This window comes from Amycolatopsis orientalis DSM 40040 = KCTC 9412 (genome assembly GCF_000478275.1).
In the GTDB taxonomy this organism is placed as follows: Bacteria; Actinomycetota; Actinomycetes; order Mycobacteriales; family Pseudonocardiaceae; genus Amycolatopsis; species Amycolatopsis orientalis.
Map to the genome: position 1 here is coordinate 83,605 of NZ_ASJB01000097.1, position 26,754 is coordinate 110,358.

Genomic DNA, 26,754 nt, shown 5'->3' on the forward strand with positions numbered 1-26,754 from the left:
GCAGCGTAAGGGCAGTGTCTGGCGAGCACGCCGCCCGGGGGTTACGTCCGGTTTGCCAGGGGGTCAGTTCGAAGTGGCGAGTTCCCGGTCAGCGGCGGGGGAAACCGGCGCCGGACCACGATCGCGTGATCCGCACCACAGTGCCGCGGTCGAGATGATCACCAGCGCGGAGCCGAGGACGTGGAAGGAGACCAGCGCCTCCGGCACGCCCAGGGCGTACTGCACCGAGCCCAGGACGCCCTGCGCCAGCGCGACCACCCACACGACGGTGTAGCGCCGCCACAGTCCCTTCGGCGTGCTGCCGCGCATCAGCTGGAGGCCGAAGACGGCGAGCACGATCAGGTAGACCACCAGCAGACCGCCGTGGATCTGGGTGAGCGTCTCGATCGGCGCCTGGAGCCGGTGGGTGCCGGGGTCGCCGCCGTGCGGGCCGGCGCCGGTCACGGTGGTGCCCGCCACGAGGACGGCCCACATCGACGCGGCGAGCACGATCAGGGTCTTGCGGCCCGCGTCCGGGATGAGCCGGCGGGCGGGCTCGTCACCTTCGGAGAACGCGCGCAGCAACAGGACCGCGAGCCAGACCAGGGGAGTGGAGGCCAGGAAGTGCAGCGCGACGGTCCACCATTCGAGTTTCGCGAGCACGGTGATCCCGCCGACGACGGCCTGCAGCAGCACGCCCGCCGGCATCGTCCAGGCCAGCTTCACCAGACGACGGCGGCTCGGGTGCTCGATCTGCACCCGCCACGCGGTGATCACGCACAGCGCGGCGACGGCGATGACGACACCGGTCAGCATCCGGTTGCTGAACTCGATCCACTGGTTGAGCGCGTCGAACTCGGGATGCGCCTCGGGGACGATGCTGCCTTCGACGCACTGGGGCCAGGTGGGGCAGCCGAGCCCCGAACCGGTGACCCGGACGACCGAGCCGGTGACGCCGATTCCGGCCTGGGCGATCACCGCCGCCATCGCGACCGCTCGCTGAACCGCGAACGAGGGATACGGCAGACGCGCTACAAGGCTCTGGAACGGCACCGCTCGATGCTAGAACGCCGTCGCTGAGAGCGTTCCACCGGCCGCACCGGCCTGTGTCGGCCGCCTCAGGTGAGCTTCGTGGTCTTGCTGGCCAGCGCGCCCGCGACGACACCCCAGCCGATGAGGACGGCGAACGGGCCCCAGCCGAACGACCCGTCCAGCAGGACCGAGCGGAGCCCTTCGGCGAGCGCGCCGGAGGGCAGCAGCTCGACGAACGTCGCCAGTCCCGACGGCATCGTCGACGGTGCCAGCAGGATGCCGCCCGCGAGCAGCAGCACGAACCAGACGATGTTCGCCAGCGCCAGCACGGCCTCCGCGCGCAGCGCCCCGCCGAGCAGCAGCCCCAGGGCGCCGAACGCGAACGTGCCGGCGATCAGGAACGGGATCGCGCCCAGGAGTCCGCCGAGTGACGGGGACCAGCCCAGCAGCGCGGCCACGACGCCGAGGATCACCGCCTGCAGCGCGACCACGACCAGCGCGGCGGCCACCCGGCCGGCGATCAGCAGCCAGCGGGGCAGGGCGGTGGCGGAAAGCCGTTTGAGGACGCCGTAACGGCGGTCGAAACCGAGTGCGATGGCCTGTCCGGTGAACGCGGACGACATCACCGCCAGCGCGAGGATCCTCGGCGTTATCCAGTCCACTTTGGACGACGAGCCGAGCTGTGCCGACGGCAGGATGTCCAGCAGCGACAGGCCGATCAGCAGCGCGAGCGGGATGAGCAGGGTCAGCAGGATCTGCTCGCCGTGGCGCAGGGTCAGGCTCGCCTCGACCTTCGCGTGCGTGCGCAGCATCTTGCCGAGCGAACCGCGACCGGGGGCCGGGGTGAAAGTGCCCGCGGCGAAGCGCGGCGTGGGCGATGTGGGCAGCGTGGTCATGCGCGCAGTTCCCGTCCGGTCAGCTCCAGGAAGACCTCTTCCAGCGTGCGCCTGCCGACCTGCAGTTCCTCGGGCATGACGCCCTGCTGCGCGCACCAGGCCGTCACCGTGGACACCACCTGCGGGTCGATCGCGCCTTCGACGAGATAGGTCCCCGGCGCGGACTCGTGCACGAGGTGGCCTTCGGGCAGAGCCGCGGTCAGCAGTGCGGTGTCGAGCCGCGTGCGGGCCTTGAACCGCAGCTGCGCGGCCTCACCCGCGTCGACGGTCAGCGCGCGCGGCGAGCCTTCGACGACGACCTTGCCGTGATCCACGATCACCACGGTGTCGGCCAGCGTCTCGGCCTCCTCCATCAGATGCGTGGTGAGCAGCACGCTGACCCCGTCTGCGCGCAGTGCTTCGAGCAGATCCCAGACCAGGCGGCGGGCCTGCGGGTCCATCCCGGCCGTCGGCTCGTCGAGGAAGAGCAGTTCCGGGCGCCCGACGAGCGCGCAGGCGAGCGAGAGCCGCTGCTGCTGCCCACCGGAAAGCCGTTTGAACGGTGTCTTCCGCGCTCCCGCGAGACCGAGGACGTCCAGCAGCCACGCCGGATCCAGCGGGTTCGCGGCGCACGCGGCGACCAGTCCGAGCATCTCGTCGGCGCGGACGCCGGGATAGGCGCCGCCGCCCTGCGGCATCACGCCGATCCGCGGCCGCAGCGCGGATCCGTCGTGCGAAGGATCTAATCCCAGCACGCGGACTTCGCCGTCGTCAGGCCGCAGGAAGCCTTCGCAGATCTCGACGGTGGTGGTCTTGCCGGCCCCGTTCGGGCCGAGCAGAGCGAGCAGTGCGCCACGTTCCATCCGCAGGTCGAGTCCATCGACCGCGGTGGTGGATCCGTAGCGTTTCACCAGCCCGGTGATCTCGACGGCGGGGGCGTTCACGACAGGTCACGATACGGCCTCACGCCGGGACCGAATGCTCCGGGGACGGTCTGGACAGCAGCAGCGGCGAGAGACGGTGGACGATGAACAGTCCCAGTAGCGTGACGGCCCCGGCGGCGGCCCAGGCGAACGGCAGGACGTAACCGCGGCCGTCGAAGGTGCTGCCCGTGGTGGGCAGCAGGAACGGCAGGACGGCGGTGACGATCGTCGCGGCGATGCGGAAGCGCGAGGTGCCCGCCGCGGCGGCGAGCGGGATGATCGCCCACAGCAGATACCAGGGCTGCAGCGCCACGTGCAGCACCATCACCGCGCCCAGCGAGACGCCGAGGCCGATGATCGGCCGGTAGCGCCATTTGAAGCTGTCCCAGAGGAACTTGACCGTCACCGCGCCCGCGACGAGATAGCCGAGCGTGCCGAGGATCGGCACCATCGCGTTGGTGTGGTTGCCGAGGCCGAGCGCGATGCCGAGGACGCCGCCGAGCGCGGCGAGTTCCGACGTCGGCGAGATCCACGAGCGGACCAGTCCCGGCGTGCCGAGCGCGCCGACCCAGCCGAAGCCCAGGCCGGTGCCGTAACAGACGGCCACCAGGACCACGCCGAACAGCAGGGCCATCGGGATCGCGGCGGTGAGGAGGTCCTTGATCCGGCCGTGCCAGCGTCTGGCCACCATGACGGTGAGGAACGGCAACGCCAGGATCGCGTTCAGCTTCACCGCGACGCCGAGGGTGATGATCACCACGCCGAGCCCGATGAACAGTATTTCGCCCTTCGCCAGCGACGGGACGGCGTCGTGCTTGTACCGCACCGGCATCCGCTGGATGCCGATCTCCAGCCCGGCCACCATGAGCCCGATCGCCAGCGCGTCGTTGTGGGCGCCCGCGACGAAGTGGAAGATCAGCAGCGGGTTCGCCGCGCCGAGCCACAGCGCGGTGGCGGGCTGCACGCCGAACCGCCGGGCCAGTCTGGGCAGCGCCCAGATGATCAGGATGACGCCGATCAGCGCCAGACCGCGCTGCAGCAGCACCCCGGTGACGATGTTCCCGCTGCTCAGCGGGGCGAGCCAGCCGCCGAGGCGGAGCAGCAGCGGACCGTAGGGCGCCGGGGTCTCGCGCCACATGTTGGAGACACCCGAGGTCAGCGGGTCGGAGACGCCGAGCGCCTCGGCCGGGCCGAGGGAGTACGGGTCCATCCCGCGCGCCACGATCTCGCTCTGCGCGAGGTAGCTGTAGACGTCGCGGGAGAACAGCGGGGGGATGACCAGCAGCGGCGCGCACCAGAGCGCGATGGTGCGGGCGAGCTGGCCCTGGGTGGCGAGGCGGCGGCGCGCGGGCTGGGCGAACCGGCCGAGCATCAGCCAGCTCAGCACGATGATCGCCATCCCGGCGAGGCCCATCGCGAGCGAGACGGTGGGAATACGGGTGAACAGCCGCAGGACCGGGATCTCCTGGACCGGGTTGATCACCGGCGCGGCACCGGCGCCGAGTGAGCCGAGGGCGAGGAACAGGGAACCGACCGCGCCGAACCGGCGGACCACGTTCAGTCCGCGCGTTTCCTTGTCATCGAGGGGCTCGGGCTCGTGCGGACGCGCCGGGGACAGTGTCGCCACCGATCCCGCGGCCGGATCTTCCTCCGGCCTTGCCCCGTCCGTGTCCCGTCGCGCCGGGTGCTCGCCCACTGCCACGCACGAAGGGTAGCGATCGCGGGAACAGACTGAGCGGGTACGTGGTTACCGAGGGCTGAAAGCGTCCTTCACCGCATGCGACGCGGTGAAGGACGCTTTCGTCTCATCGCATGCGGGGAAAGCGTCCTTCGGCTCCGACGTGACGCGCGCCACTCCGTGAGGCACCCCTCTTTGCCGTCTCCCCGGAAATACGTCACACTTGTGTTGTGAAAAAGACGGGGACGCGGAACGAGGCCGGTGGCGACATGCCCCGCGCCGAGGTCCAGCCTGTCCCCGCGCAGGTCGGCCCCGAGGGCCGGACCAGGCACGAAGTGGCCCGCTTGCTGCTGGAACAGGGTCCGATGACCGCGGTCGTGGTCGCCGAGCAGCTGGGGATCAGCGCCGCCGCCGTCCGCCGCCATCTCGACGCGCTCCTGGCCGACGGCGAGGCCGAGACCCGCGACGCGCCCCGTCGCGGCCCGCGCGGACGAGGCCGTCCCGCCAAGAACTTCCTGCTCACCGAAGCGGGCCGGGCCCGGTTCGGGCACGCCTACGACGACCTCGCGTCCTCGGCCATCCGGTTCCTCGCCGAGCACGCCGGAGAAGACGCCGTGAAGGCGTTCGCCGAGGCCCGTGTCGCCTCGCTCGTCGGCCCGCACCGGGACGCGATCACCAGGCACGCGGACCCGGCTCTCCGTGCCGAGGCCCTCGCCGCCGCCCTGACCAGGGAGGGCTACGCTGCGTCGACCCGTCAGGTCGGGGCGGGAGAACAGCTCTGCCAGCACCATTGCCCGGTCGCCCACGTCGCCGCCGCGTTCCCCCAGTTGTGTGAAGCCGAAACCGAGGCATTCGCGCAGCTGCTGGGTACACACGTGCAGCGGCTCGCGACCATCGCACGCGGTGACAACGCGTGCACCACACACGTACCCGTCGCTTCGGCGGGTCACCCGGCCACACCCGGGCCGGGAAGCACGGCGCCCTCTCCAGGGCGCACAGCACGGATCCCGAATGGAGGGAAACCCGCATGACTGCCGCTGCCGAGCAGCGCACTCCCACCACCGCGCCCATGAGCCAGGAAGAGACCATCGAGTCCCTTGGCAAGTACGCGTTCGGCTGGGCGGACTCCGACGAGGCGGGCTCTAGCGCCCGTCGCGGACTGAACGAGGACGTCGTCACCGACATCTCCTCGAAGAAGTCCGAGCCGGAGTGGATGCGCGAAGCGCGACTGAAGGCGCTCAAGCTCTTCGACTTGAAGCCGATGCCCAACTGGGGTGCGGACCTCTCCGGGATCGACTTCGACAACATCAAGTACTTCGTGCGGTCCACGGAGAAGCAGGCCACCTCCTGGGAGGACCTGCCCGAGGACATCAAGAACACGTACGACCGCCTCGGCATCCCCGAGGCGGAGAAGCAGCGCCTCGTCGCCGGTGTCGCCGCGCAGTACGAGTCCGAGGTCGTCTACCACCAGATCCGTGAGGATCTGGAGGCGCAGGGCGTCCTGTTCCTGGACACCGACACCGCGCTCAAGGAGCACCCGGAGATCTTCAAGGAGTACTTCGGCTCCGTGATCCCGGCCGGGGACAACAAGTTCTCCGCGCTGAACACCGCGGTGTGGTCCGGCGGCTCGTTCATCTACGTGCCCAAGGGCGTCAAGGTGGACATCCCGCTGCAGGCGTACTTCCGCATCAACACCGAGAACATGGGTCAGTTCGAGCGGACCCTGATCATCGTCGACGAAGACGCCTACGTGCACTACGTCGAGGGTTGCACCGCGCCGATCTACCAGTCCGACTCGCTGCACTCGGCGGTCGTGGAGATCATCGTGAAGAAGGGCGCCCGCTGCCGTTACACGACCATCCAGAACTGGTCGAACAACGTCTACAACCTGGTCACCAAGCGCGCCAAGTGCGAAGAGGGCGCGACCATGGAGTGGATCGACGGCAACATCGGTTCCAAGGTCACGATGAAGTACCCGTCCGTCTTCCTGATGGGCGAGCACGCCAAGGGCGAGGTCCTCTCGGTCGCGTTCGCGGGCGAAGGCCAGCACCAGGACGCCGGCGCGAAGATGGAGCACCTGGCGCCGCACACCTCCTCGACCATCGTGTCGAAGTCGGTGGCGCGCGGCGGTGGCCGCACCTCCTACCGAGGCCTGGTCAAGGTCGCGAAGCGGGCGCACCACTCGCGGTCCAGCGTGGTCTGTGACGCGCTGCTGGTGGACACGATCTCGCGGTCGGACACGTATCCGTACGTCGACATCCGCAACGACGAGGTCTCCATGGGCCACGAGGCGACCGTCTCGAAGGTCAGCGAAGACCAGATGTTCTACCTCATGTCGCGCGGTCTCGACGAGGCCGAGGCCATGGCGATGATCGTGCGCGGGTTCGTCGAGCCCATCGCGCGTGAGCTGCCGATGGAGTACGCGCTCGAGCTGAACCGCCTGATCGAGCTTCAGATGGAAGGGTCCGTCGGCTAGTCATGTCGGTTACCGAGAACAACGTTTCCGAAGCGATGCGCGAGGGCGTGGTCATTCCGGCCACGTCCCGCGCGGAGCGCTTCACCTCCTACGACGTCGAGGCCTTCGAGGTCCCCGGCGGCCGTGAGGAGAACTGGCGTTTCACTCCGATGAAGCGGCTGCGCGGCCTGCACGACGGGTCCGCCGCCGCCTCGGGTTCGGCCACCGTGGACGCCGACGCCGCCCCTGAACTGAAGATCGAGCAGGTCGGCCGGGACGACGAGCGCCTCGGCGCCGCGGGTGTCCCGAGCGACCGGATCGCCGCGCAGGCCTACTCCTCGTTCACCGAGGCCACCGTCATCACGGTGCCCAAGGAGACGAAGACGTCGAAGCCGTCGACGGTGAAGATCACCGGTCCCGGCGAGGGCAAGGTGGCCTACGGGCACGTGCAGGTGCGCGCCGAGCAGTTCTCCGAGGCCGTGATCGTCCTCGACCACGTCGGCTCGGGCACCTACGCCGACAACGTCGAGTTCGTCATCGGCGATTCGGCGAACGTGACCGTGGTCAGCGTCCAGGACTGGGCCGACGACGCGGTGCACGTCTCCGAGCAGCACCTCAAGCTCGGCCGCGACGCCAGCCTCAAGCACATCGTCATCACCCTGGGCGGTGACCTCGTCCGCGTCTCCCCGACGGCGACCTTCGCCGACAAGGGCGGCGACGTCGAGATGCTCGGCCTGTACTTCGCGGACGAGGGACAGCACCAGGAGCACCGTCTCTTCGTCGACCACGCGGTGCCGAACTGCAAGTCGCGGGTGATGTACAAGGGCGCGCTGCAGGGCGACGGCGCGCACACCGTGTGGGTCGGCGACGTGCTGATCCGGGCGGCCGCCGAGGCCACCGACACCTACGAGCTCAACCGCAACCTGGTGCTGACGCCGGGCGCGCGGGCGGACTCGATCCCGAACCTGGAGATCGAGACCGGCGAGATCGAAGGCGCCGGCCACGCGAGCGCGACGGGAAGGTTCGACGACGAGCAGTTGTTCTACCTTCAGTCGCGCGGAATCGGCGAAGACGCCGCGCGTCGCCTGGTCGTACGCGGGTTCTTCCACGAGATCCTGGTCAAGATCGGCGTTCCCGAGGTGCGCGAGCGTCTCGAGGCCGCGATCGAAGCCGAACTCGAAGCCGTGGGCGTCTAAGCCCTCGTCCGTCCACATCAGACTTTAGGAAAGAAATGCCTACGCTGGAAATCAAGGATCTGCACGCCTCGGTCACGACCGAGGAGGGCCCCAAGGAGATCCTCAAGGGCGTCAACCTGACCATCAAGTCGGGCGAGACCCACGCGATCATGGGCCCCAACGGTTCGGGCAAGTCCACGCTGTCCTACGCCATCGCCGGTCACCCCAAGTACGAAGTCACCTCCGGGCAGGTCCTGCTCGACGGTGAGGACGTGCTCGAGATGAGCGTCGACGAGCGCGCCCGCGCGGGCCTGTTCCTCGCCATGCAGTACCCGGTCGAGGTTCCGGGCGTGTCCATGTCCAACTTCCTCCGCACCGCGGCCACCGCGGTCCGTGGCGAGGCCCCCAAGCTGCGCCACTGGGTCAAGGAGGTCAAGGAGGAGATGGGCAAGCTGGAGATCTCGTCCGAGTTCGCCGAGCGTTCGGTGAACGAGGGCTTCTCCGGTGGTGAGAAGAAGCGTCACGAGATCCTGCAGCTGGCGCTGCTCAAGCCGAAGATCGCCATCCTCGACGAGACCGACTCCGGCCTCGATGTCGACGCGCTGCGCGTCGTGTCCGAGGGTGTCAACGAGTTCAAGGCCACCAACGACGCCGGGGTCATGCTGATCACGCACTACACGCGGATCCTGCGGCACATCACGCCCGACTTCGTGCACGTCTTCGCCGGCGGCAAGATCGTCGCGTCCGGAGGCCGTGAACTCGCGGACGAGCTGGAGGAGAACGGGTACGTCAAGTACGCGGGCTCCACCGAGACCGCCGCCGTCTGATCACTGAACTTCACGACTACACCGAGAGGAGTTGGCCCGATGACCACCACCACGGCTAACTCTGCTGTACCGCTGGACGTAGCGGCCATCAGGGCCGACTTCCCGATCCTGACCCGCACGGTGCGGGACGGGAAACCCTTGGTGTATCTGGATTCCGGTGCGACGTCCCAGAAACCGGCGCAGGTGCTCGAAGCCGAGCGCCGGTTCCTGGAGACCTCGAACGCCGCGGTGCACCGCGGCGCGCACCAGCTCGCCGAGGAGGCGACCGACGCCTACGAATCCGCCCGCGTGCGGATCGCGGAGTTCGTCGGCGCCTCGCCGCACGAGCTGGTGTTCACCAAGAACGCCACCGAGGGCATCAACCTCGTCGCCTACGCGATGAGCAACGCCGCCACGGCCGGTCCCGGGGCCGAGCGGTTCAAGATCGGCCCGGGTGACGAGATCGTCATCACCGAGATGGAGCACCACGCGAACCTGGTGCCGTGGCAGCAACTCTGCCAGCGCACCGGCGCGACGCTGAAGTGGTTCTCCGTCACCCCCGACGGCCGCCTCGACCTGTCCAATGTGGACGAGCTGATCACCGAGCGGACCAAGGTGCTCGCGTTCACGCACCAGTCCAACGTGCTCGGCACGATCAACCCGGTCAAGCTCCTGACGGAGAAGGCGCACAAGGTCGGCGCGCTGGTCGTGCTGGACGCCTGCCAGTCGGTGCCGCACTTCCCGGTCGATCTGCACGACCTGGACGTCGACTTCGCCGCTTTCGCCGGGCACAAGATGGTCGGCCCGTACGGCATCGGTGTCCTTTACGGCCGCCGTGAGCTGCTCGAAGCGATGCCGCCGTTCCTGACCGGCGGTTCGATGATCGAGCTGGTCCGCATGGAGCAGACCACCTTCGCCGCGCCGCCGCAGCGGTTCGAGGCGGGTACCCCGATGACGTCGCAGGCCGTAGGCCTCGGCGCGGCCGCCGACTACCTGTCGGCGATCGGCATGGACCGGGTCGCCGCGCACGAGCACCTCCTCACCGAGGCGGCGCTGGCCGGGCTCGGGGAGATCCCCGGTGTCCGGATCATCGGCCCCACCGACATGGCCGACCGCGGTGGGCTGGTGTCCTTCGTCATCGACGGCGTGCACCCGCACGACTCGGGCCAGGTGCTGGACAGCCTCGGTATCGCCGTCCGCGTCGGGCACCACTGCGCGTGGCCGCTGCACCGGGCCTGCTCGGTCCCGGCGACCGTGCGCGCGTCGTTCTACGTCTACAACACGATGTCCGAAGTGGACGCGCTGGTGAACGGTGTGCGCGAGGCGCAGAAGTTCTTCGGGGTGGCCTGATGAACCTCGAAAGCATGTACCAGGAGATCATCCTGGACCACTACAAGAACCCGCACGGCCGCGGTCTGCGCGAGCCGTTCGACGCCGAATCGTTCCAGGTCAACCCGACCTGCGGCGACGAGGTGACGCTGCGGGTGAAGGTCGACGGCGGGAAGGTCGCCGACGTCTCCTACGAGGGCCAGGGCTGTTCGATCAGCCAGGCGTCCACGTCGGTCTTGACGGATCTCGTCGTCGGGCACACCGTGGAGGAGGCGTTCACCACCATGGACGCCTTCGTCGAGCTGATGCAGGGCAAGGGTCAGATCGAGCCGGACGAGGAAGTGCTGGAGGACGGCATCGCCTTCGCCGGCGTTGCCAAGTACCCGGCCCGCGTGAAATGCGCCCTGCTCGGATGGATGGCGTTCAAGGACGCCGTCGCCCGCACGACCAACGGAGTTGAGACGGCATGACCGAACAGCAGACCGAAACCCGCGAGGGGCGCACAGCCGCCGACCTCGACGCCGAGACCACCGCCGCCCCCGACGCCGCCGACCTGGCGAAGGTGGAGGACCTCGAAGAGGCGATGCGCGACGTCGTCGACCCGGAGCTGGGCATCAACGTCGTCGACCTCGGCCTGGTCTACGACATCCGCGTCGAGGCGGACAACACCGCCACCATCGACATGACGCTGACGTCCGCGGCCTGCCCGCTGACCGACGTCATCGAGGACCAGACCGGCGCCGCGCTCGTCGGCGGGGGAACCGGGCTGGTCAAGGACTTCCGGATCAACTGGGTCTGGATGCCGCCGTGGGGTCCGGAGAAGATCACAGAGGACGGCCGCGAACAGCTGCGGGCCCTCGGCTTCACCGTCTGACCCTCACTTTTGCGCGCTTCGGGAGTTTTGTATAACGCCCTATACTGTGGCTGAAGGGGCCTTTCCTCGCATCAGATGCGGCGAAGGGCGCTTTCCTCGCATGAGATGCGGGGAAAGCGCCCTTCAGCCCCTCCAAGGCGCGCGATCCCCGTCGTTAAGCTCCGAGGGTGATCTTCAGGTCCATCGCGCTGTTCGCGCTCGCCGCCTTGCTGGAGATCGGCGGCGCGTGGCTGATCTGGCAAGGCGTCCGGGAGCACCGCGGCTACCTGTGGATCGGGGCGGGCGTCGTCGCGCTGGGCCTCTACGGCTTCGTCGCGACACTGCAGCCCGACGCGAACTTCGGCCGCATCCTCGCCGCGTACGGGGGAGTGTTCGTCGCGGGCTCGCTCGCGTGGGGGATGGTCGCCGACGGCTACCGGCCGGACCGCTACGACGTCCTCGGCGCGCTGATCTGCCTGGTGGGCGTCGGGGTCGTCATGTACGCGCCCCGGGGTTGAGCGTTCGCCGGAAAGTGTCGGCCGACGGCGCTATCGTGCGCTGTGACCGAAACGGACTTCCCCGCTCCGCCCGCCGACAGATCCGGGCCGAAGCGAAGATTCTCCCCGCTCCTGCTCGTGATGATCCTGGTGGCGATCGTCGGCGTGGGCACCGGGGGATACGGTTTCTGGACCCTGATGGGTTACCGGATGATGAACTTCGCCGATGGCGCGATGGCTTCCACGGTCCCGCGCGGTTCGGTCGTGCTCTACCGCTGGGCCGACGTGCCGGAGATCCCGCGTGGCGCGGTGGTCCTGATGGATCTGAGCGCCTACCCGGGGACGTCGGCCCAAGCGGGGCTGGCCATCCAGCGGGTGATCGGCGTCGGCGGCGATCGGGTCGTCTGCTGCTCGGCCGACAACCTGATCACCGTCAACGGGAAGCCGGTCAAAGAGCCGTACGCCGATGACGACAACGGGTACGGCCGCAAGGAGTACCGGTCGTTCGACGTCCAGGTTCCCCCGGGATCGGTGTACCTGGCCGGCGATCAGCGGAACAATTCCGCCGACTCGCGGCTGTTCGCGGACATGCCGGGCCAGGGCGCCGTTCCCCTGTCGAAGGTACGCGGGATCGTCGTCGGCCTGGGGAGCATCCTCAGCGCGGAACCCTTCCCGCAGACCACCGCGTTCGTCGAGGCCGGGCTTCCCGGCGATCCCGTGTCCGACACCGGGTTCCGTACCTCGCGATACCTCATGTTCGCCGGAATCGGCCTCGTCGTGCTCGGTGTCATCGGGGCGATCGTGAGCGTTGTCCGGTCCGCCGGAAAACGACGAAGAGCAGCCGCAGTCCCACCAGGGCACTGATCACCAGCAGGTTGTAGCCGAACATCTGGTGCAGGGTGACGCCGGGCAGCATCTCCGGGCCGGTCGTACTGCTCAGCAGCAGCACGGCCATCAGCCCGGTGGCCGCGCCGACGAAGGCCAGCAGGAGTTCGTGCACCAGTCCGGTGACCACGTCGCGGTCGCGTTCGTCGGAGAACAGCCGGACGTTGACCGAAAGCCTGCCCTGTTCCAGCGCCTCGCCGATCCGGTCGACCCGGCGGGGCAGGCGGCGCAGCACCGGCAGGAGCGCCAGCAGCTCGTGGGTGGCGGTGGAGCGCAGCGATTCCGGGCGCAATCCGGCACCCACCTGCTCGGCGGCGTAGGCGCGGGATTCGACGACGATGTTGAATCCCGGCGCCAGCGCGGCCAGCGTTCCCTCCAAAGTGGCCAGTGCGCGGAACACCGCGGCGATCGGCGGCGGCACGCTGAGCCGGAAGTCGGCGATGACCCGGAACAGGTCGGTGAACATGTCCAGATCCGGGGCCTGTCCGTGGTTGAAGTGCTTGGCCACCAAGGCGCCCAGCGCCCGCTCCAGCCGCCGCTCCTCGATCTCGTCCGGCCGGTCGACGATCTCCAGCAGGCCGTCGCGCAACGCGGCCGGGTCGCCGCGGTCGAGGGCGAGGAGCAGGTTCCGCAGCCCGCCGCGCAGCCCGGAGTCGAGCCGTCCGACGGAGCCGAAGTCGAGCAGGCCCAGCCTGCCGTCGGTGAGCAGCAGGACGTTGCCGGGATGCGGATCGGCGTGGAAGACGCCACTGCCCATCACCTGTCCGAGCACACAGCGCAGCATCGACCGCGCGAGCTTGGCCCGTTCCGCGGCCGGGACCTGCTCCCGGGCGGAGGCGAGCGGCTTGCCGTCGAGGCGCCGCATCACCAGCACGCGCTCGGTGGACAGTTCTTTGTGGACGGACGGCAGAGCGACCTCGTCGCCGGCGTAGGCCGCGGCCACCGCTTCGATGTTCCTGGCCTCGGTGCGGAAATCGAGTTCCTCGACCAGCGCGTCGGCGAAGCCTTCGGCGAGGTCGACGACGCCGAGGGAACGGGCCCAGCCCGCACGCCGGTCCAGTGCGGCCGCCACACGGCGGACGATGTCGAGGTCCCGCTCGACGAGCGACTGCACTCCGGGCCGCTGCACCTTGACGACCACTTCCCGCCCATCGCGCAGCTTCGCCCGGTAGACCTGCGCGATCGACGCGGCCGCGATCGGCTCCGGATCGAACTCGGCGAAGATCTCTTCCGGGTTCCCGCCCAGTTCTTCCCGCAGCACCGTCGCGACCTCGTCGGCGTCGGCGAAGGCCACCTGGTCCTGGAGTTTGCCGAGTTCGTCGATGAACACCGGCGGCAGCAGATCCGACCGCGTGGAGAGCAGCTGGCCGAGTTTCACGAACGTCACGCCGCCCTCCTCCAGCGCGCGTCGCAGCGATCGCGCCAGTTTGGCGTGCCGGACCTGGGCGAGGCCGGGTTCGCGACGGCCGGTGAGGTAACGGCCGAGGCCGTGCTTGACCGCGATCCGGGTGATCTGCGAGTAGCGCCGCGTCCGGGCCGCGCGACGGCGCAGCGAGCGGATCCTGCCGATCACCCCTGGTCCGGAACCCGACGGCAGGACGAACTCCGCGACGAACAGGAAGATCAGGGTCGCCAGGAAGGCGCCGCCCGCCACCGGGATGACCAGTCCGGCGAAGGCGCCCCCTGCGTACATCGGCCGGGGGAACGCGCTGAGGATGCCACCCGCGACGAGCCAGCCGAAACCGGCGGCGCACAACGCGCGGAGCACGCCGATCCGCACACCGAGCACGCGGCGGGCGGCGACCACGAGCGGCCACAGCATGAGCGCGTAGGCGGGCAGGCTGAGCAGGCCGAGCAGCAGGTTCATGCCGACGAGGACATCACGCGCGGCCCGCGCGGGATTCCCGCTCCGGCGGGACGGAACTCACCCTTGAGAGGGAACGGAGCCCGAAGTTGTAGGTCGCCCTCGCCTCCGTGGGCGCGAACAGGAGGCCGAGGACGGCCATGGCGGCCGCCGCGAGGAATCCGGCGCGGAGATCGATGAGGTCGCCGAGGAAACCGATCAGCGGCGCCCCGGCGGCCTGTCCGAGCGCCAGCAGCAGGAAGGCCACGCCGACGCCGAACGCGGGCGAGCCCGGATAGGCCCTGGTACCCCACAGGATCAGCACCCCGGTCAGTCCGATGTAGACGGCCCCGAAGAGCGCCGCCGCGATGATCAGCGCCGGGAGGGACCGGGTGGCGAGGGCGAAGAGCGCCGTGGCGGCGGCGAACAGGATCATCCCCGCCGACCAGGCCCGGCGCAGCCCCGCCCGGGAGGTCAGCTCGGCGGTGAACGCGCCGGCCAGGCCGACGGCGCCGAGGACGATCCACACCACGGTCGACTCGGTCTCGCCGAGTCCGCCGACGCTCACGGCGATGTCGCGGCCGAACGTCCAGACGGCCGCGCTGGCCAGGCCCAGTGTCGCGGCGGCGGGCAGCAGCCGCCTGGTGGACGGCGGGAACAGCGGCACCGGCAGCCCGTGCTCGCGGCGCTCCCTGACCGGCGGCACGACGCGGGCGATCCACGCGGTCACCAGCGCGGAGGCCGCGGCGAAGGCCCACCAAGCCAGCCGCCAGTCGCCGACGGCGAGCAGCGAGACCGGTCCGGAGACGAGCACGCCGAGTCCGGTTCCGGCGTTCACCACGGCCTGGGCCCGGTCGCGGCGGTTCGCGCGGACGACACGTGAGACCGCGTCGGCGAGCGAAGGGGAGGCCAGGCCGGTGCTGGCTCCGGCGAGGACGACGCCCACGGCGAGGACGGCGGCGTTCGGGGCGGCCGCGATCAGGGCGGTCCCCGCGGTCGCGGTCGTCCCGGCGGCGAGGGCGCCCGCCCGCGCGCCCCAGCGGGCCGTGACGGCGGTCGAGGCGATCACGGCGAGGCAGTACGCGACGTAACTGCCCGACGCGATGGTGCCGAGCGTGCCCCCGTCGAGGCCGAACTCCGCCCGGAGGGCCGGCGCGAAGAGGCCGTACGCGTACCTCGCGAGTCCGTATGAGACCGCGATCAGCGACAACCCCGCCGCGGTGAGGGTCAGCTCGCGTTTGTACGAAGAAACCATCAGTTCTCCTCCAGATGTATACCGATCGGTATACCTGTGGAGTGTTCCCGCATTTCACGCTCGGGTCAACCGATCGGTATAGTCGAGGCATGCTGACCCCCGCCGGCGAGCGTGTCCTGAGTGCCGCGAGCAAGCTCTTCTATCGGGAGGGCCTGAACGCGGTGGGCGTCGCGGCCGTGGCCGAGGCCGCCGGTGTCACGAAGAAGACGTTGTACGCGTGCTTCGGATCGAAGACGGAGCTCACGGTCGCTTATCTGCGGCGGCGCCATGACGTCTGGTGGGCGTATCTCGAAGAGCGGCTGGCCGAAGCCTCCCCGCCTCGCGCGCTCGTGGTCTTCGACGCCTACATCGACCATCCCGGGCTCGGCAGCGATCGGGGCTGCGCGTTCCTGAACGCGGCCGCCGAACTGACCCCCGGGCATCCCGGGCTCGACGTGATCCGGCGGCACAAGGCCGCGGTGCGGGCGAAGTTCGCCGAGCTCCTCCGCGAGGACGCGCCGCGCGCCGCCGATCCGGAGCGGCTCGCGGAGCAGCTCTTCCTCCTGCTGGAGGGCGCCGTGGCGCATACCGGCATCGACGGCGACGCGCACCGGGTCGCCCTGGCGCGGGAGATCGCGGAGACCCTCGTGAGTGGTAATGACGGTTAGAACCGTCTTTACCACTCACGAGGGAAAACGCATGCGAGTCTTCGGCCCGCTCACGGATCGGGCGACCTACCGCCGGTGGGTGTACTTCATCCTCGGCGGTGCCCTGAGCGTGCCGTATCTGCTCTTCGCCGCCGTCATCGTGCCCTCGCTGCTGCCACTCGCCACGACGATGGAGTACGGGGTGATCATCGGGCTGGTCGTGGTGGCCCTCGTGATGATCGCGTCGTCGTTCCTCCCCGCCGTCCGGGTGCTGGAGGGCGCGGCCGTGCGGGAACTGCTGGACGACCCGGTGCCGGGAGCGACCTTCGGGCCGGCGGGAAGCTGGCCGGTCCGGCTGCGGTCGAGCGCGATGTTCCTGCTGCACGTCGGGACCGGCTGCGTGGTCAGCCTGATCAGCCTGGTCGTCCCGGTGGTCTTCGGGTTCGCGGTCGCGGCGCCGTTCACCGGCCGGATCGCCCTGTCCACCGAGAACCCGATCCTGGTGCCCGAAGGCTGGGCGAGCGCGTGGATCCCGGCGGTGCTTTTGCTCGGTCTCGTGGCGCTGGCGTACGGCGTCTGGATGGCCGGTGCGGTGCTGACCCGCTGTGCCCGGAGCCTGCTGGGCGTCTCGGCCGCCGAACGGATCGCCGAACTGGAGAAGCGCACCGAACAGCTCGCCGAACGCAACCGGCTGGCGCGGGAGCTGCACGACTCGGTCGGGCACGCGCTCAGCGTCGTGACCATCCAGGCCGGGGCCGCGCGCCGGACCCTGCGTGCCGATCCCGACTTCACCGAGCAGGCGCTCACCGCGATCGAGGACTCCGCCCGCGCCGCGCTCGACGATCTCGACCACGTTCTCGGGTTGCTGCGGGAGGAGACGTCGTCGAGGACGCCGCAGTCCGGACTGGGAGAGCTGCCGTCGCTGATCGAGGCGACCCGGCTGGCGGGCGCGGAGGTGTCGGCCGAGGTCCGCGGCGAACCGTCGGCTGTGCCGCCGGTCGTCTCCCGCGAGGCCTACCGCATCCTGCAGGAATGCCTGACGAACGCGTTGCGGCACGCCGGTAAGGTTCCGGTGACGGTGCTCGTCGACGTCGGGCCGGAGCTGGTGCGGCTGCGGGTGTCCAACCCGCTCGGTGCCGCAGCGCCGTCACGGGACGGGGGCGGCCGGGGGCTGCGGGGGATGGCGGAACGGGTGGACGTGCTGGGCGGCACGATCACGGCGGGCCGCGCGGACGGACTGTGGAAGGTCGAGGTGGCGGTGCCATGGGGGAACCGGCGATGAGCATCGGCGTGCTGCTGGTCGACGACGAACAGCTCATCCGCGCCGGGCTGCGGGCGATCGTCGCCGCCGAACCGGATCTGGAGGTCGTGGGCGAGGCGGCCGACGGCGCGGAGGTGCCGGGCCTGGTCTCGCGGTTCCGCCCCGACGTCGTCCTGATGGACGTCCGGATGCCGTCGATCGACGGAATACAGGCGACCGCCCATCTGATGTCCACTCTGGACAATCCGCCGAAGGTGATCGTGGTGACCACCTTCGAAAACGATGACTACGTCTACGACGCCCTGCTCGCGGGCGCGAGCGGGTTCCTGCTGAAGCGGACCCGGCCCGAGGAGATCGTCGCGGCGATCCGGACCGTCGCAGCGGGGGAGTCCCTGCTGTTCCCGGCCGCGATCCGGCGGCTGGCCGCGCTGCAGGCGAAACGGGGCCCGCAGGACGGTCTCGCCGGCGCCGGGCTCACCGAACGCGAACGCGAGGTGCTGCGGCTGATGGCGGGTGGACTGTCCAATGTGGAGATCGCCGGGGAGCTGTATCTCGGCGTGCAGACGGTGAAGACGCATGTCGGGAACATTCTCGCGAAACTCGGCGCGAGGGACCGGACACAGGCGGTCATCAAGGCCTACGACACCGGATTCGTCACCCCGGCCGGCTGAACGCGGTAGGGTTCCGAAGTGGATACCAACGTCAATCGTCGTCGCCTGCTGGGGCTGGGCACGGTCGCCGCCGCGGGCGCTGTGCTCGGGACGACGCAAGTCGCTCACGCCGTCGAAGAGTCCGAAGCGGACACTGCCGCCCCCGACGCCTCGGCCGCCGCCCGCCGGATTTCCGAGGCCTACACAAGGGAAACCGCCAAAGCGGGCGGAACCTGGTCGTCGTACGTCAGTGTCGCGGACGCCGCCGGGAACCTGGTGCCCGCCGTCGCCGAGCGGGCCGACGAGGTCGTCGAGGCCTACAGCGTCAACAAGATCGCCGTCGCCTCCGCGGTGCTCGACAAGATCGATCGCGGCCTGCTCACTTTGGACCAGCGCGTCGAGGTCACGGCCGACATCGTCATCAAGGACACCGACGGCATCTTCGGACTCGACGGCGCGTACCCGAGTTCGGTGACCCTCGGGCACGCGATGGCCGCGCTGCTCACGCTTTCCGACAACACCGCCGTGCGCCTGTGCGGGCTGGTCTGCTCGGCCGCGGAGGTCAACGAGATCCTGCGCGGCAAGGGATTCGTGCACACCCAGGTCGTCCCGGTGGCGAACCCGAACCGCTTCTTCCTCGGCAAGACCACCCCGGCCGAGACGCACACGCTGCTCCGGAAACTGGTCGGCGGGACGCTGCTCTCGGCGAAGTCCACCGAGTACCTGCTGACCATCTTGCGTTCGCTCAGCGCCTTCACCGACGGTGTTCGGCTCAACCTGACGTCGGCGGAGAGGCTGCGGGTCGCCACGAAGGCGGGCTGGTTCAAGGACGGGCGCAACGAGGCCGGGGTGATGTTCAGCGCGGACGGCAAGCCGATCCTCACCTACGCGCTGTTCGCCTCCGGCGAGTTCGCGGGCGACCCGGCGGTGAACAAGGACGACTACGCCGCGACGCATCCGGCGCTGAAGGCGCGGGCGAAGCTCGGGAAGACGATGTTCCGCTCGGTCGAAAAGCTGACCGCGGTCACGGCCCGTACCTACGCGACCGCTCCGTACCGGGCCTCCAACGGCGGCTGAAGGACGCTTTCGTCGCATAGGACGCGGCGATGGGCGCTTTCGTCGCATGTAATGCGGGGAAAGCGCCCTTCAGCTACTCCAGGAGGGCGAGGATCAGCGAGGCCATCGCGGCCGGATCGCCGTTTTCCGGGGTCAGCACCAGATCCGGTGACTCCGGCCGTTCATAGGGGGCGTCCACCCCGGTGAACCCGCTGATCTCGCCCGCCCTCGCCTTCGCGTACATCCCCTTGGGGTCGCGGTCTTCGCAGACCTCGAGGGGAGTGTCGACGAAGACTTCGAGGAACGGCAGCCCGGCCGCCTCGTGGGCGGCACGGGCGAGTTCGCGATCGGCCTGGTACGGGCTGATCAGCGAGACCACCGACACCACCCCGGCGTCGGCGAACAGTTTCGCGACTTCCGCGACGCGCCGGACGTTCTCGGCGCGGTCCGCCGGGCTGAAACCGAGGTTTCCGTTCAGCCCGTGCCGGAGATTGTCGCCGTCCAGCAGATACGCGGGCCTGCCGGAGGCGACCAGCCGCCGCTCCAGTTCCACGGCCACGCTCGACTTCCCGGACGCGGAAAGCCCGGTGAGCCAGACGGTGAGCCCGCGTGTCGCGCGTTCCGCCCTGGTGACCGCGGCGGTGTGCCAGACGACGTTCGACGCCGTCACACTCGGACCGGTGATCATGCCGGCCGCGACCGTCGCCCCGGACTGCTCGTCCACGAGCAGGAAACCACCGGTGGACCGGTTACGGCGGTAGGAATCGAACAGCAGCGGCCGCCGTGCGCGCAGCCTGATCCGGCCGATCTCGTTGAGGGACAGCGCTTTCGCGGTCTCGTCGCGGTGCAGGGTGGTGACGTCGAGCCGGTAGTCGAGATCGCGGATCTCGGCCTTGGTTTCGCTGGTGGTGTGCCGCACGAGGTAGGTCGCCCCGGCTTTCAAGGTGTTCTTCTCGGCGAACCAGCACACCATCGCGTCGACGTCCCGGCCGGTGTGCGGACGGTTGCCGGGGCGGCAGATCAGGTCGCCGCGGCCGAGATCGAGGTCGTCGGCGAGTTCGATCGTGACGGCCTGCGAAGCGAAGGCTTCGGTGATCGTGGTGCCACCCGGGCCCCAGATCGCGCGTACCGTCGTGGTGAACCCGGACGGCAGCACGGTGACCTCGTCGCCGGGTTTGAACACGCCGCCCGCGACGGTGCCCGCGTAACCGCGGAAATCGCGGCTGTGCTCCCGGATCACGTACTGCACCGGGAACCGCGCGTCGACGAGATTGCGATCCGAGGCCACATGCACCTGTTCGAGATGATGCAGCAGGGAAGTCCCTTCGTACCAAGGCATACTGGCGCCGCGGTGGACGACGTTGTCGCCGTGCAGGGCCGACATCGGGACGAAGGTGAGGTCGTGCACCTGGAGCTTCATGGCGAAGCGGCGGAAGTCCTCGCGGATCTCCTCGAAGCGTTCCTGCGACCAGTCGACGAGGTCCATCTTGTTGACGCACAGCACCAGGTGCGGGATTCCGAGCAGTGAGGCCAGGAACGCGTGCCGCCGCGACTGTTCGAGCACGCCTTTGCGGGCGTCGATCAGGATCAGCGCGAGATCCGCGGTGGACGCCCCGGTGACCATGTTCCGGGTGTACTGCACGTGTCCCGGTGTGTCGGCGATGATGAACTTCCGCTGGGGCGTGGCGAAATACCGGTGGGCGACGTCGATCGTGATGCCCTGCTCCCGTTCCGCGCGCAGGCCGTCGGTCAGCAGCGCGAGATTCGGGTACACCTCGCCGCGGGCGCGGCTGGTGCGTTCGATGGCTTCGAGCTGGTCGGTGAGCACCGTCTTCGCGTCGAAGAGCAGCCGTCCGATCAGGGTGGACTTCCCGTCGTCGACACTGCCCGCGGTGGCGATCCGGACAAGCTGCGAAGCGCCCATCAGAAGTAGCCTTCCTTCTTCCGGTCTTCCATGCCCGCCTCCGAGATCCGGTCGTCGGCGCGGGTGGCACCGCGTTCGGTGAGCCGGGTGGTGGCGACTTCGGCGACCACCTCACCCGGCGACGAGGCCGTCGACTCGACGCAGCCGGTGCAGGTCGCGTCGCCGACGGTGCGGAAGCGAACCGTTGCCTCGTAAGGGGTTTCGTCCTCGCCGAGGGTGAGGAACCGGGTGTGGGCGAGCAGCATCCCGTCCCGCTGGATCACCGGCCGCCGATGCGAGTAGTAGATCGACGGCAGATCGATCCCCTCGGCCTCGATGTACTGCCAGATGTCGAGTTCGGTCCAGTTCGACAGCGGGAAGACGCGGATGTGCTCGCCCTTGCGGTGCCTGCCGTTGTAGAGATCCCAGAGTTCGGGGCGCTGATTGCGTGGATCCCATTGGCCGAACTCGTCGCGGAAACTGAACACTCGTTCCTTCGCGCGCGCCTTTTCTTCGTCGCGCCGCGCGCCACCGAAGACCGCGTCGAAAGCGTGCTCGCGGATCGCCCGCAGCAGGGCGGCGGTCTGGAGCCGGTTCCGGCCTGCTTTGGGATCTTCGACGACACGGCCCGCGTCGATGTCATCCTGGACGCTGGTGACGACGAGGCGGAGGCCGTAGGTCTCGACGGTGCGGTCCCGGAACTCGAGGACCTCGTCGAAGTTGTGCCCGGTGTCGACGTGCATCACCGGGAACGGCGGCGGTGACGGCCAGAACGCCTTGGTCGCGACGTGGAGCATCACCATCGAGTCCTTGCCGCCGGAGAACAGCAGTACCGGCCGTTCGAACGTCGCCGCGACCTCGCGGAAGATGTGCACGGCTTCGGCTTCGAGTGCTTCGAGATGGGTGAGCTCGTATGCCGGGGACACCATCGGGACCTCCGTGGTTGGAGATCAGAAAAGTAGAACAAGTTCTTGTGCTTGGTCAAGGGGAGGAGGACGCTGTCGGCATGGACCTGGTCGCACTCGAAGAGATCCGACGCCTCAAAGCCCGCTACCTCCGGTGCCTCGACCTGAAGCTGTGGGACGAGATGGGCGAGACCCTGACCACCGACGCGCACGCGCGTTACGGCACGCCGTCGTACGGCAAGCCTCTGGACTTCGAGGGTCGCGACGCGATCATCGAGTTCATGCGCAATGCCGTCGGGCCCGGTGTCACGACGGTGCACTTCGCCGGCCAGCCGGAGATCGACATCGACGGCGACACCGCGCGGGGCAGCTGGCTCATGCGGGACAAGGTGATCGTGCCCGAACACCGGGTGGTGATCGAGGGCGCGGCGTTCTACGAGGACACCTACCGGCGTGTGGACGGCGCCTGGCTGGTCGCCTCGACCCAGTACGACCGGCTGTACGAGTCGATGATGTCGATGGACGACCTGCCGAGCTTCAAGCTCACCGCCAACCGGTGGTCCTCCTGACCCGCTCCGTTCTATGCATTTCGTCCTCTGGATGCGGTCCTTGCGCGTGCAACCACCGCATCCAGAGGACTAAACGCGGGGGCGGCGGCCGCCGGATTCGGCGGTGACGGCGTCGGCGGCGGCGACCAGGGCGGCACCCCGCCGGGCGATCTCCGCACCGGTGATCGGCTCGCCGACCGACAGCGTGAGCACCAGTTCCTGCCGTCCGGCGGCGTCGAACGTCGGCGCGGCGAGCAGGCTCACCGCGTGCTTGCGGCGCGGTTCCAGATCGGCGCCGAGGTAGACGCGCTCACCGAGACTCGAGACGAGTTCTCCCACCAATCCCCGCACTTCCGGCGGCAGCTCCTCCGCGCCGACGCCGGCCATCAGCGAGTAGAGCCGTCGCCCGGCCGAGGTCAGGCTTTCCACCAGATATCCGTGTTCGCGGCATTCGGCGACGACGCGGCGCAGGTGGGCTTCGTCCAGCCGCACCGGCACGGCCGGGGGTTTGGCGAGCCACGCGTCGAACGCCGCGTCGGAGTCCCACAGCACGTACATCAGGCCGACCGGTGGCGCGAACGGGTAGGTCTCGCCGAGTTTGACCCGTCCGGGCCCGGCGCTCTGCAGCATCAGGATCCGGTCGCCCGCCACGGCCGACGCGGTGCACGTGGCGTTGTAGCGCTCGCTCAGTTCCCGCAGCTGCCGCAGCGCGACCTCGCTCGCGCCGAAGCCCTCGCCCGCGACGCGGCCCGCGGCGATCATCGCCGGTCCGAGCCGGTAGGTGACCGGGCCCGGGTCCCGGACCAGGTAGCCGCCCGCGGCCAGTTCGGTCACGATGCCGAGGCAGGTCGGCTTGGCCAGGTCCAGTTCGCGCGCGAGTTCCGACAGTCCGAAACGCCGGCCGGGATGCGCGGCGAAGAAGTCGAGCAGCCGCACGACCCGCTCGGTGGGCGGAGAGCGCCGAGTCACGGTCATTGACCCATCCTTAGAACGCGTTCTAGTCTGATCGCGGGTAGAACGTACCAAGTCGGTACGTATTTGTACCAGTATGAGGAGTCGCCGGTGCTCACTCAACCGTTCGCCGACGCGATCGTCGAAGCCGAGAAGGTCATCGCCGAGGCGCCGCACATCCGCACCGAACAGGATCTGGTCGAGGGGTACGACTACCTCGCCGGCAGTATCCGCGCCTCACTGCAGATGGCGTGGGCCTACGAACGGGACTATCCGTACTTCACCCAGTCCACCGGCCCGTACACGAAGATGGGCCTGGACAACCCGGACACGCTGTACTTCAACGCGAACATCCGCGAGGACCGCGAGTACGTCGTCACCGGGACGCGGGGGAGCACGGCCGACGTCAGTTTCCAGGTCCTCAACGGTGACTACTCACCCGTCGAGGTGCCGGACAGCCTCGCCGCCTTCGACGACCGCGAGATCGAGATCGCCGAGGACGGTTCGTTCGAACTCCGCTTCGGACCGGCGAAACCCGATCCCGGCCCCAACTATTTCGTCCTCGGCCCCGGCTCGTCGATGCTCGTGGTGCGCGAGGTCTACAGCGACTGGGCCACCGAACGCCGCGGCACCATCCAGATCCAGTGCGCCGACACCGCGGGCGGCGCCCCCGCGCCACTCACGCGCGACGTGCTGGCCAAACGCTACGGCGTCACCGGCAAGATCCTGCTGAGCAGGCTGCGCACCTTCCTCGCCTTCCCGAAGTGGTTCTACCTGAACCTGCCGGTGAACACGATGACCGAACCGCGGCCGACTCCGGGCGGCCTGACCACGCAGTACTCCTCGGCCGGGCACTACGAACTCGGTGACGAGGAGGTCATGATCGTCACGGTGCCGCGGTCGGACGCGCCGTACCAGGGCATCCAGCTCGGCAGCATCTGGTACCTCTCGCTGGACTACATCAATCACCAGACCAGCCTCACCGCCGACCAGGCGCGGGTCGACCCGGACGGCAAGATCCGGTTCGTGATCAGCGAACGCGATCCCGGCCTCGCCAACTGGCTCGAACGCACCGGGCACGATCGCGGATACGTCCAGATCCGGTGGCAGCGCCTTTCCCGCGCGCTGGACGCCGCCGACGGTCCCGAGGTCGAGGTCGTCAAGTTCGGTGAACTCGCCGACAGGCTGCCGTTCCACGACGAGGCATGCGTGAGCCCGCAGGAGTGGGCGGAGCGGATCGCCGCCCGTCAGACCGCCGTCGCGGCGAGGATGCTGGGATGACGGATCTCTTGCGGGACAAGGTGGTCGTGGTCTCCGGGATCGGCCCGGGACTCGGCCGGTCCATCGCCACCCGCTGTGCCGCGGCGGGCGCCGACGTCGTCCTCGCCGCCCGCACCGAAACGCGGCTCGCCGAGGTCGCCAAGGAGATCGACGCACTCGGCCGCCGCGCGGTCACCGTGCCCACCGACATCACCGACGACACCGCGGCCGCGAACCTCGCCGAGACCGCGTTGAAGGCGTTCGGCCGGGTGGACGCCTTGGTGAACAACGCCTTCGCCATCCCGCCGATCATGGATCTGGCCGACGTCGACCTCGACGCCGTCCGTGCGGGCTTCGAGACCAACGTGCTCGCCGCGCTCCGGCTCACGCGGCTGTTCACGCCGTCGCTCGAAGAGAGCGGCGGTTCGGTCGTGATGATCAATTCGGCCGTGCTGCGGCATTCGCGGCGGACGTTCGGCGCGTACAAGATGGCGAAGGCGAGCCTGCTCGCGCTCGCGCAGAGCCTCGCCTCGGAACTCGGTCCGCGCGGGATCCGGGTCAATTCCGTGGCGCCCGGGTACATCTGGGCGGATTCGCTCAAGTGGTATTTCGCCTACCTGGCCAAGGAACGCGGCGTCCCGCCGGAGCAGGTGTACGCCGAGACGGCGGAGACGATCGACCTGCGCCGCCTGCCGGAACCGGACGAGATCGCCGACACCGTCGTGTTCCTGGTCTCGTCGCTGGCCCGGTGCGTCACCGGGCAGTGCCTCGACGTCAATGCCGGTGAGTATCACCACTGAAGGGGAGAACATGTTGCCAGGGCGGGAAAACGTCGGCACCGTGGAGGATCTGCACGCGTCGGCGGCGAAACTCACCGGGTTGGACGACTTCGGCGGCGAAGACCATCTGGAAGGGCTCCGCGTACTGCTGGATTCATACGCCGCGGAGGCGGGATTGACCCCGTACGGCAACAAGATCCATCGCGCGTTCCTGCGCGGCGCCCTGGTGGCGAGATCGTTGAGCGAAGTCTCCTGGAAGCAGAACCCCGAGTACGCCGAGGTCCCCATCGAGCGGCCGATCTTCGTCACCGGACTGCCGCGCACCGGGACCACGGCGCTGCACCGGATGCTCACCGAGGATCCGGCGCACCAGGGACTGGAGGTCTGGCTGACGGAGGTGCCGCAGCCGCGGCCGCCGCGCGAGACGTGGGCGGGGAACCCGGTCTTCCAAGGAATCCAGGCGGGCTACGAGAAACACCACGTCGAACACCCCGAATTCATGGGCCTGCACCACATGTCCGCGGATCAGGTCGAGGAATGCTGGCAGCTGCTGAGGCAGTCGCTGAAATCGGTGTCCTACGAATGCCTCGCGCACGTGCCGACGTACTCGCGCTGGCTGGACGGGCAGAGCTGGACCGACGCTTACCGCAGGCACCGCCGCAACCTGCAGCTGATCGGGCTGCCCGACGCCGGACGCCGCTGGGTGCTCAAGAACCCGAGCCATCTGTTCGCGCTCGACGCGCTGCTGGAGGTGTACCCGGACGCGCTGATCGTGCAGACCCACCGCGCGCCGAGCACGATCATCGCGTCGGTCTGCAGCCTGAACGAGCAGGCTTCCGAAGGCTGGTCCGACGTCTTCCGGGGCGAGGTGATCGGGCGGAGTCAGCTGGATCTGTGGGCGCGGGGCGCGGAAAGGGCGCTCGAAGCGCGGAAAAGGCACGACCCTGCCCGGTTCTGCGATGTCCGGTACGAGGATTTCGTCGCCGATCCGATCGGGACGGTCGCCGGTGTCTACCGGCATTTCGGGCTGTCGTTGTCCGACGGGGCGCGGGACGCGATGACCGCTTTGCATGCCGAAAGCCGCTCTGGGGCGAGGAAACCCCGGCACCGGTACGACCTCGCGGACTTCGGCCTCACCGAAGGCGAGGTCGACGAGCGCTTCTCCGCCTATCTGGCCGCCTACGACCTCTGAACCTCCCGCGTTTCGTCCTCTGGATGCGGTACTTGCAC

At 69.2% G+C, this 26,754-nt stretch carries 26 protein-coding genes; 17 read left to right on the plus strand and 9 right to left on the minus strand.

From position 1 onward, the window contains the following. Positions 1-63: 63 nt before the first annotated feature. From L324_RS39015 to mptB, 4 genes are all read right to left on the minus strand, one after another. On the minus strand, positions 64-1,032 hold the full coding sequence (locus tag L324_RS39015) for a COX15/CtaA family protein (protein WP_037320971.1): 969 nt from the start codon (positions 1,030-1,032) through the stop codon (positions 64-66). 65 nt (positions 1,033-1,097) lie between these two features. Beyond that, the gene (locus L324_RS39020; protein ID WP_037320975.1) at positions 1,098-1,907 is read right to left on the minus strand and encodes an ABC transporter permease; all 810 of its coding nucleotides are present in this window, start codon (positions 1,905-1,907) and stop codon (positions 1,098-1,100) included. Further along, the gene (locus L324_RS39025; protein ID WP_037320978.1) at positions 1,904-2,830 is read right to left on the minus strand and encodes an ABC transporter ATP-binding protein; all 927 of its coding nucleotides are present in this window, start codon (positions 2,828-2,830) and stop codon (positions 1,904-1,906) included. Before L324_RS39025 ends, L324_RS39020 begins: the two co-directional genes overlap by 4 nt. Positions 2,831-2,849: 19 nt before the next feature. Further along, positions 2,850-4,436, minus strand: a complete 1,587-nt coding sequence (mptB, locus tag L324_RS39030) for a polyprenol phosphomannose-dependent alpha 1,6 mannosyltransferase MptB (protein ID WP_037320980.1) — start codon at positions 4,434-4,436, stop codon at positions 2,850-2,852. Between the two features lie 281 nt (positions 4,437-4,717). Here mptB and L324_RS39035 point away from each other — a divergent pair, with 281 nt between their 5' ends. The 9 genes from L324_RS39035 (at position 4,718) to lepB (ending at position 12,466) form a co-directional block, all read left to right on the plus strand. Then, positions 4,718-5,518, plus strand: a complete 801-nt coding sequence (locus tag L324_RS39035; RefSeq protein WP_438938482.1) for a helix-turn-helix transcriptional regulator — start codon at positions 4,718-4,720, stop codon at positions 5,516-5,518. 38 nt (positions 5,519-5,556) lie between these two features. Next, positions 5,557-6,963, plus strand: coding sequence for a Fe-S cluster assembly protein SufB (gene sufB, locus L324_RS39040; RefSeq protein WP_425319901.1), 1,407 nt, complete (start codon positions 5,557-5,559; stop codon positions 6,961-6,963). A 2-nt stretch (positions 6,964-6,965) separates the two neighbouring features. Continuing rightward, positions 6,966-8,138, plus strand: a complete 1,173-nt coding sequence (gene sufD, locus L324_RS39045) for a Fe-S cluster assembly protein SufD (RefSeq protein WP_037320985.1) — start codon at positions 6,966-6,968, stop codon at positions 8,136-8,138. Between the two features lie 35 nt (positions 8,139-8,173). Further along, positions 8,174-8,944: a Fe-S cluster assembly ATPase SufC gene (gene sufC, locus L324_RS39050; RefSeq protein WP_037320988.1), complete on the plus strand. Its 771-nt coding sequence runs from the start codon at positions 8,174-8,176 to the stop codon at positions 8,942-8,944. 39 nt (positions 8,945-8,983) lie between these two features. Beyond that, positions 8,984-10,273, plus strand: coding sequence for a cysteine desulfurase (locus tag L324_RS39055; RefSeq protein ID WP_037320990.1), 1,290 nt, complete (start codon positions 8,984-8,986; stop codon positions 10,271-10,273). Next, entirely contained in the window at positions 10,273-10,722 is a 450-nt protein-coding gene (gene sufU, locus L324_RS39060; protein ID WP_037320992.1) for a Fe-S cluster assembly sulfur transfer protein SufU, read from the plus strand. The genes L324_RS39055 and sufU overlap by 1 nt, the downstream gene beginning before the upstream one ends. Further along, entirely contained in the window at positions 10,719-11,126 is a 408-nt protein-coding gene (locus L324_RS39065; RefSeq protein ID WP_037320995.1) for a metal-sulfur cluster assembly factor, read from the plus strand. The genes sufU and L324_RS39065 overlap by 4 nt, the downstream gene beginning before the upstream one ends. Before the next feature lie 167 nt (positions 11,127-11,293). Beyond that, positions 11,294-11,623: a YnfA family protein gene (locus L324_RS39070; protein WP_037320998.1), complete on the plus strand. Its 330-nt coding sequence runs from the start codon at positions 11,294-11,296 to the stop codon at positions 11,621-11,623. A gap of 42 nt (positions 11,624-11,665) precedes the next feature. Next, a complete protein-coding gene (gene lepB / locus L324_RS41120) occupies positions 11,666-12,466 on the plus strand; it encodes a signal peptidase I (RefSeq protein ID WP_051174373.1) in 801 nt (266 codons plus the stop codon). Here lepB and L324_RS39080 read toward each other — a convergent pair. Together L324_RS39080 and L324_RS39085 are read right to left on the minus strand one after the other, a co-directional pair. Next, positions 12,390-14,354 (minus strand): ABC1 kinase family protein, encoded by a 1,965-nt coding sequence (locus L324_RS39080; RefSeq protein WP_037321000.1) that lies wholly within the window; start codon positions 14,352-14,354, stop codon positions 12,390-12,392. The genes lepB and L324_RS39080 overlap by 77 nt on opposite strands. Positions 14,355-14,367: 13 nt before the next feature. Next, positions 14,368-15,585: an MFS transporter gene (locus tag L324_RS39085; RefSeq protein WP_037321002.1), complete on the minus strand. Its 1,218-nt coding sequence runs from the start codon at positions 15,583-15,585 to the stop codon at positions 14,368-14,370. An 89-nt stretch (positions 15,586-15,674) separates the two neighbouring features. Here L324_RS39085 and L324_RS39090 point away from each other — a divergent pair, with 89 nt between their 5' ends. From L324_RS39090 to L324_RS39105, 4 genes are read left to right on the plus strand one after another with little or no spacing between them, the layout of a single operon-like run. Continuing rightward, positions 15,675-16,232, plus strand: coding sequence for a TetR/AcrR family transcriptional regulator (locus tag L324_RS39090; RefSeq protein WP_037321005.1), 558 nt, complete (start codon positions 15,675-15,677; stop codon positions 16,230-16,232). Positions 16,233-16,263: 31 nt separating this feature from the next. Further along, complete coding sequence (locus tag L324_RS39095; RefSeq protein ID WP_037321008.1) at positions 16,264-17,493, plus strand: sensor histidine kinase; 1,230 nt, start codon at positions 16,264-16,266, stop codon at positions 17,491-17,493. After that, positions 17,475-18,143, plus strand: coding sequence for a response regulator (locus tag L324_RS39100; protein ID WP_081736612.1), 669 nt, complete (start codon positions 17,475-17,477; stop codon positions 18,141-18,143). The genes L324_RS39095 and L324_RS39100 overlap by 19 nt, the downstream gene beginning before the upstream one ends. An 18-nt stretch (positions 18,144-18,161) precedes the next feature. Beyond that, on the plus strand, positions 18,162-19,199 hold the full coding sequence (locus L324_RS39105) for a serine hydrolase (RefSeq protein ID WP_152547132.1): 1,038 nt from the start codon (positions 18,162-18,164) through the stop codon (positions 19,197-19,199). A 73-nt stretch (positions 19,200-19,272) separates the two neighbouring features. Here L324_RS39105 and cysC read toward each other — a convergent pair whose 3' ends face one another. Together cysC and cysD are read right to left on the minus strand one after the other, a co-directional pair. After that, on the minus strand, positions 19,273-21,102 hold the full coding sequence (cysC, locus tag L324_RS39110) for an adenylyl-sulfate kinase (protein WP_037321011.1): 1,830 nt from the start codon (positions 21,100-21,102) through the stop codon (positions 19,273-19,275). Next, the gene (gene cysD / locus L324_RS39115) at positions 21,102-22,010 is read right to left on the minus strand and encodes a sulfate adenylyltransferase subunit CysD (RefSeq protein WP_037321014.1); all 909 of its coding nucleotides are present in this window, start codon (positions 22,008-22,010) and stop codon (positions 21,102-21,104) included. The genes cysC and cysD overlap by 1 nt, the downstream gene beginning before the upstream one ends. Before the next feature lie 77 nt (positions 22,011-22,087). Here cysD and L324_RS39120 point away from each other — a divergent pair, with 77 nt between their 5' ends. Next, positions 22,088-22,555, plus strand: a complete 468-nt coding sequence (locus L324_RS39120) for a nuclear transport factor 2 family protein (protein ID WP_037321018.1) — start codon at positions 22,088-22,090, stop codon at positions 22,553-22,555. A gap of 69 nt (positions 22,556-22,624) precedes the next feature. On the opposite strand, the gene L324_RS39125 is transcribed toward L324_RS39120, so the two are convergent. Next, positions 22,625-23,509: a helix-turn-helix domain-containing protein gene (locus L324_RS39125; protein ID WP_037321023.1), complete on the minus strand. Its 885-nt coding sequence runs from the start codon at positions 23,507-23,509 to the stop codon at positions 22,625-22,627. 87 nt (positions 23,510-23,596) lie between these two features. On the opposite strand from L324_RS39125, the gene L324_RS39130 reads away from it, so the two are divergent. Genes L324_RS39130 through L324_RS39140 form a run of 3 tightly spaced genes read left to right on the plus strand, consistent with a single transcriptional unit; the run spans position 23,597 to position 26,716 of the window. Then, positions 23,597-24,766: a DUF1214 domain-containing protein gene (locus L324_RS39130; protein ID WP_037321028.1), complete on the plus strand. Its 1,170-nt coding sequence runs from the start codon at positions 23,597-23,599 to the stop codon at positions 24,764-24,766. Next, complete coding sequence (locus L324_RS39135) at positions 24,763-25,545, plus strand: SDR family oxidoreductase (RefSeq protein WP_037321033.1); 783 nt, start codon at positions 24,763-24,765, stop codon at positions 25,543-25,545. Before L324_RS39130 ends, L324_RS39135 begins: the two co-directional genes overlap by 4 nt. A 10-nt stretch (positions 25,546-25,555) precedes the next feature. Next, complete coding sequence (locus L324_RS39140; protein WP_037321039.1) at positions 25,556-26,716, plus strand: sulfotransferase family protein; 1,161 nt, start codon at positions 25,556-25,558, stop codon at positions 26,714-26,716. Positions 26,717-26,754 lie beyond the last annotated feature (38 nt).

Coding starts and splice junctions, on each gene's coding strand:
- sufU (WP_037320992.1), top strand. CDS start 10,273: ATGAACCTCGAAAGCATGTACCAGGAGATCATCCTGGACCACTACAAG.
- L324_RS39065 (WP_037320995.1), top strand. CDS start 10,719: ATGACCGAACAGCAGACCGAAACCCGCGAGGGGCGCACAGCCGCCGAC.
- L324_RS39140 (WP_037321039.1), top strand. CDS start 25,556: ATGTTGCCAGGGCGGGAAAACGTCGGCACCGTGGAGGATCTGCACGCG.
- L324_RS39100 (WP_081736612.1), top strand. CDS start 17,475: ATGGGGGAACCGGCGATGAGCATCGGCGTGCTGCTGGTCGACGACGAA.
- L324_RS39085 (WP_037321002.1), bottom strand. CDS start 15,585: ATGGTTTCTTCGTACAAACGCGAGCTGACCCTCACCGCGGCGGGGTTG.
- L324_RS39080 (WP_037321000.1), bottom strand. CDS start 14,354: ATGAACCTGCTGCTCGGCCTGCTCAGCCTGCCCGCCTACGCGCTCATG.
- L324_RS39125 (WP_037321023.1), bottom strand. CDS start 23,509: ATGACCGTGACTCGGCGCTCTCCGCCCACCGAGCGGGTCGTGCGGCTG.
- cysD (WP_037321014.1), bottom strand. CDS start 22,010: ATGGTGTCCCCGGCATACGAGCTCACCCATCTCGAAGCACTCGAAGCC.
- L324_RS39055 (WP_037320990.1), top strand. CDS start 8,984: ATGACCACCACCACGGCTAACTCTGCTGTACCGCTGGACGTAGCGGCC.
- L324_RS39120 (WP_037321018.1), top strand. CDS start 22,088: ATGGACCTGGTCGCACTCGAAGAGATCCGACGCCTCAAAGCCCGCTAC.
- L324_RS39020 (WP_037320975.1), bottom strand. CDS start 1,907: ATGACCACGCTGCCCACATCGCCCACGCCGCGCTTCGCCGCGGGCACT.
- sufD (WP_037320985.1), top strand. CDS start 6,966: ATGTCGGTTACCGAGAACAACGTTTCCGAAGCGATGCGCGAGGGCGTG.
- L324_RS39090 (WP_037321005.1), top strand. CDS start 15,675: ATGCTGACCCCCGCCGGCGAGCGTGTCCTGAGTGCCGCGAGCAAGCTC.
- cysC (WP_037321011.1), bottom strand. CDS start 21,102: ATGGGCGCTTCGCAGCTTGTCCGGATCGCCACCGCGGGCAGTGTCGAC.
- L324_RS39135 (WP_037321033.1), top strand. CDS start 24,763: ATGACGGATCTCTTGCGGGACAAGGTGGTCGTGGTCTCCGGGATCGGC.
- L324_RS39095 (WP_037321008.1), top strand. CDS start 16,264: ATGCGAGTCTTCGGCCCGCTCACGGATCGGGCGACCTACCGCCGGTGG.
- sufB (WP_425319901.1), top strand. CDS start 5,557: ATGAGCCAGGAAGAGACCATCGAGTCCCTTGGCAAGTACGCGTTCGGC.
- sufC (WP_037320988.1), top strand. CDS start 8,174: ATGCCTACGCTGGAAATCAAGGATCTGCACGCCTCGGTCACGACCGAG.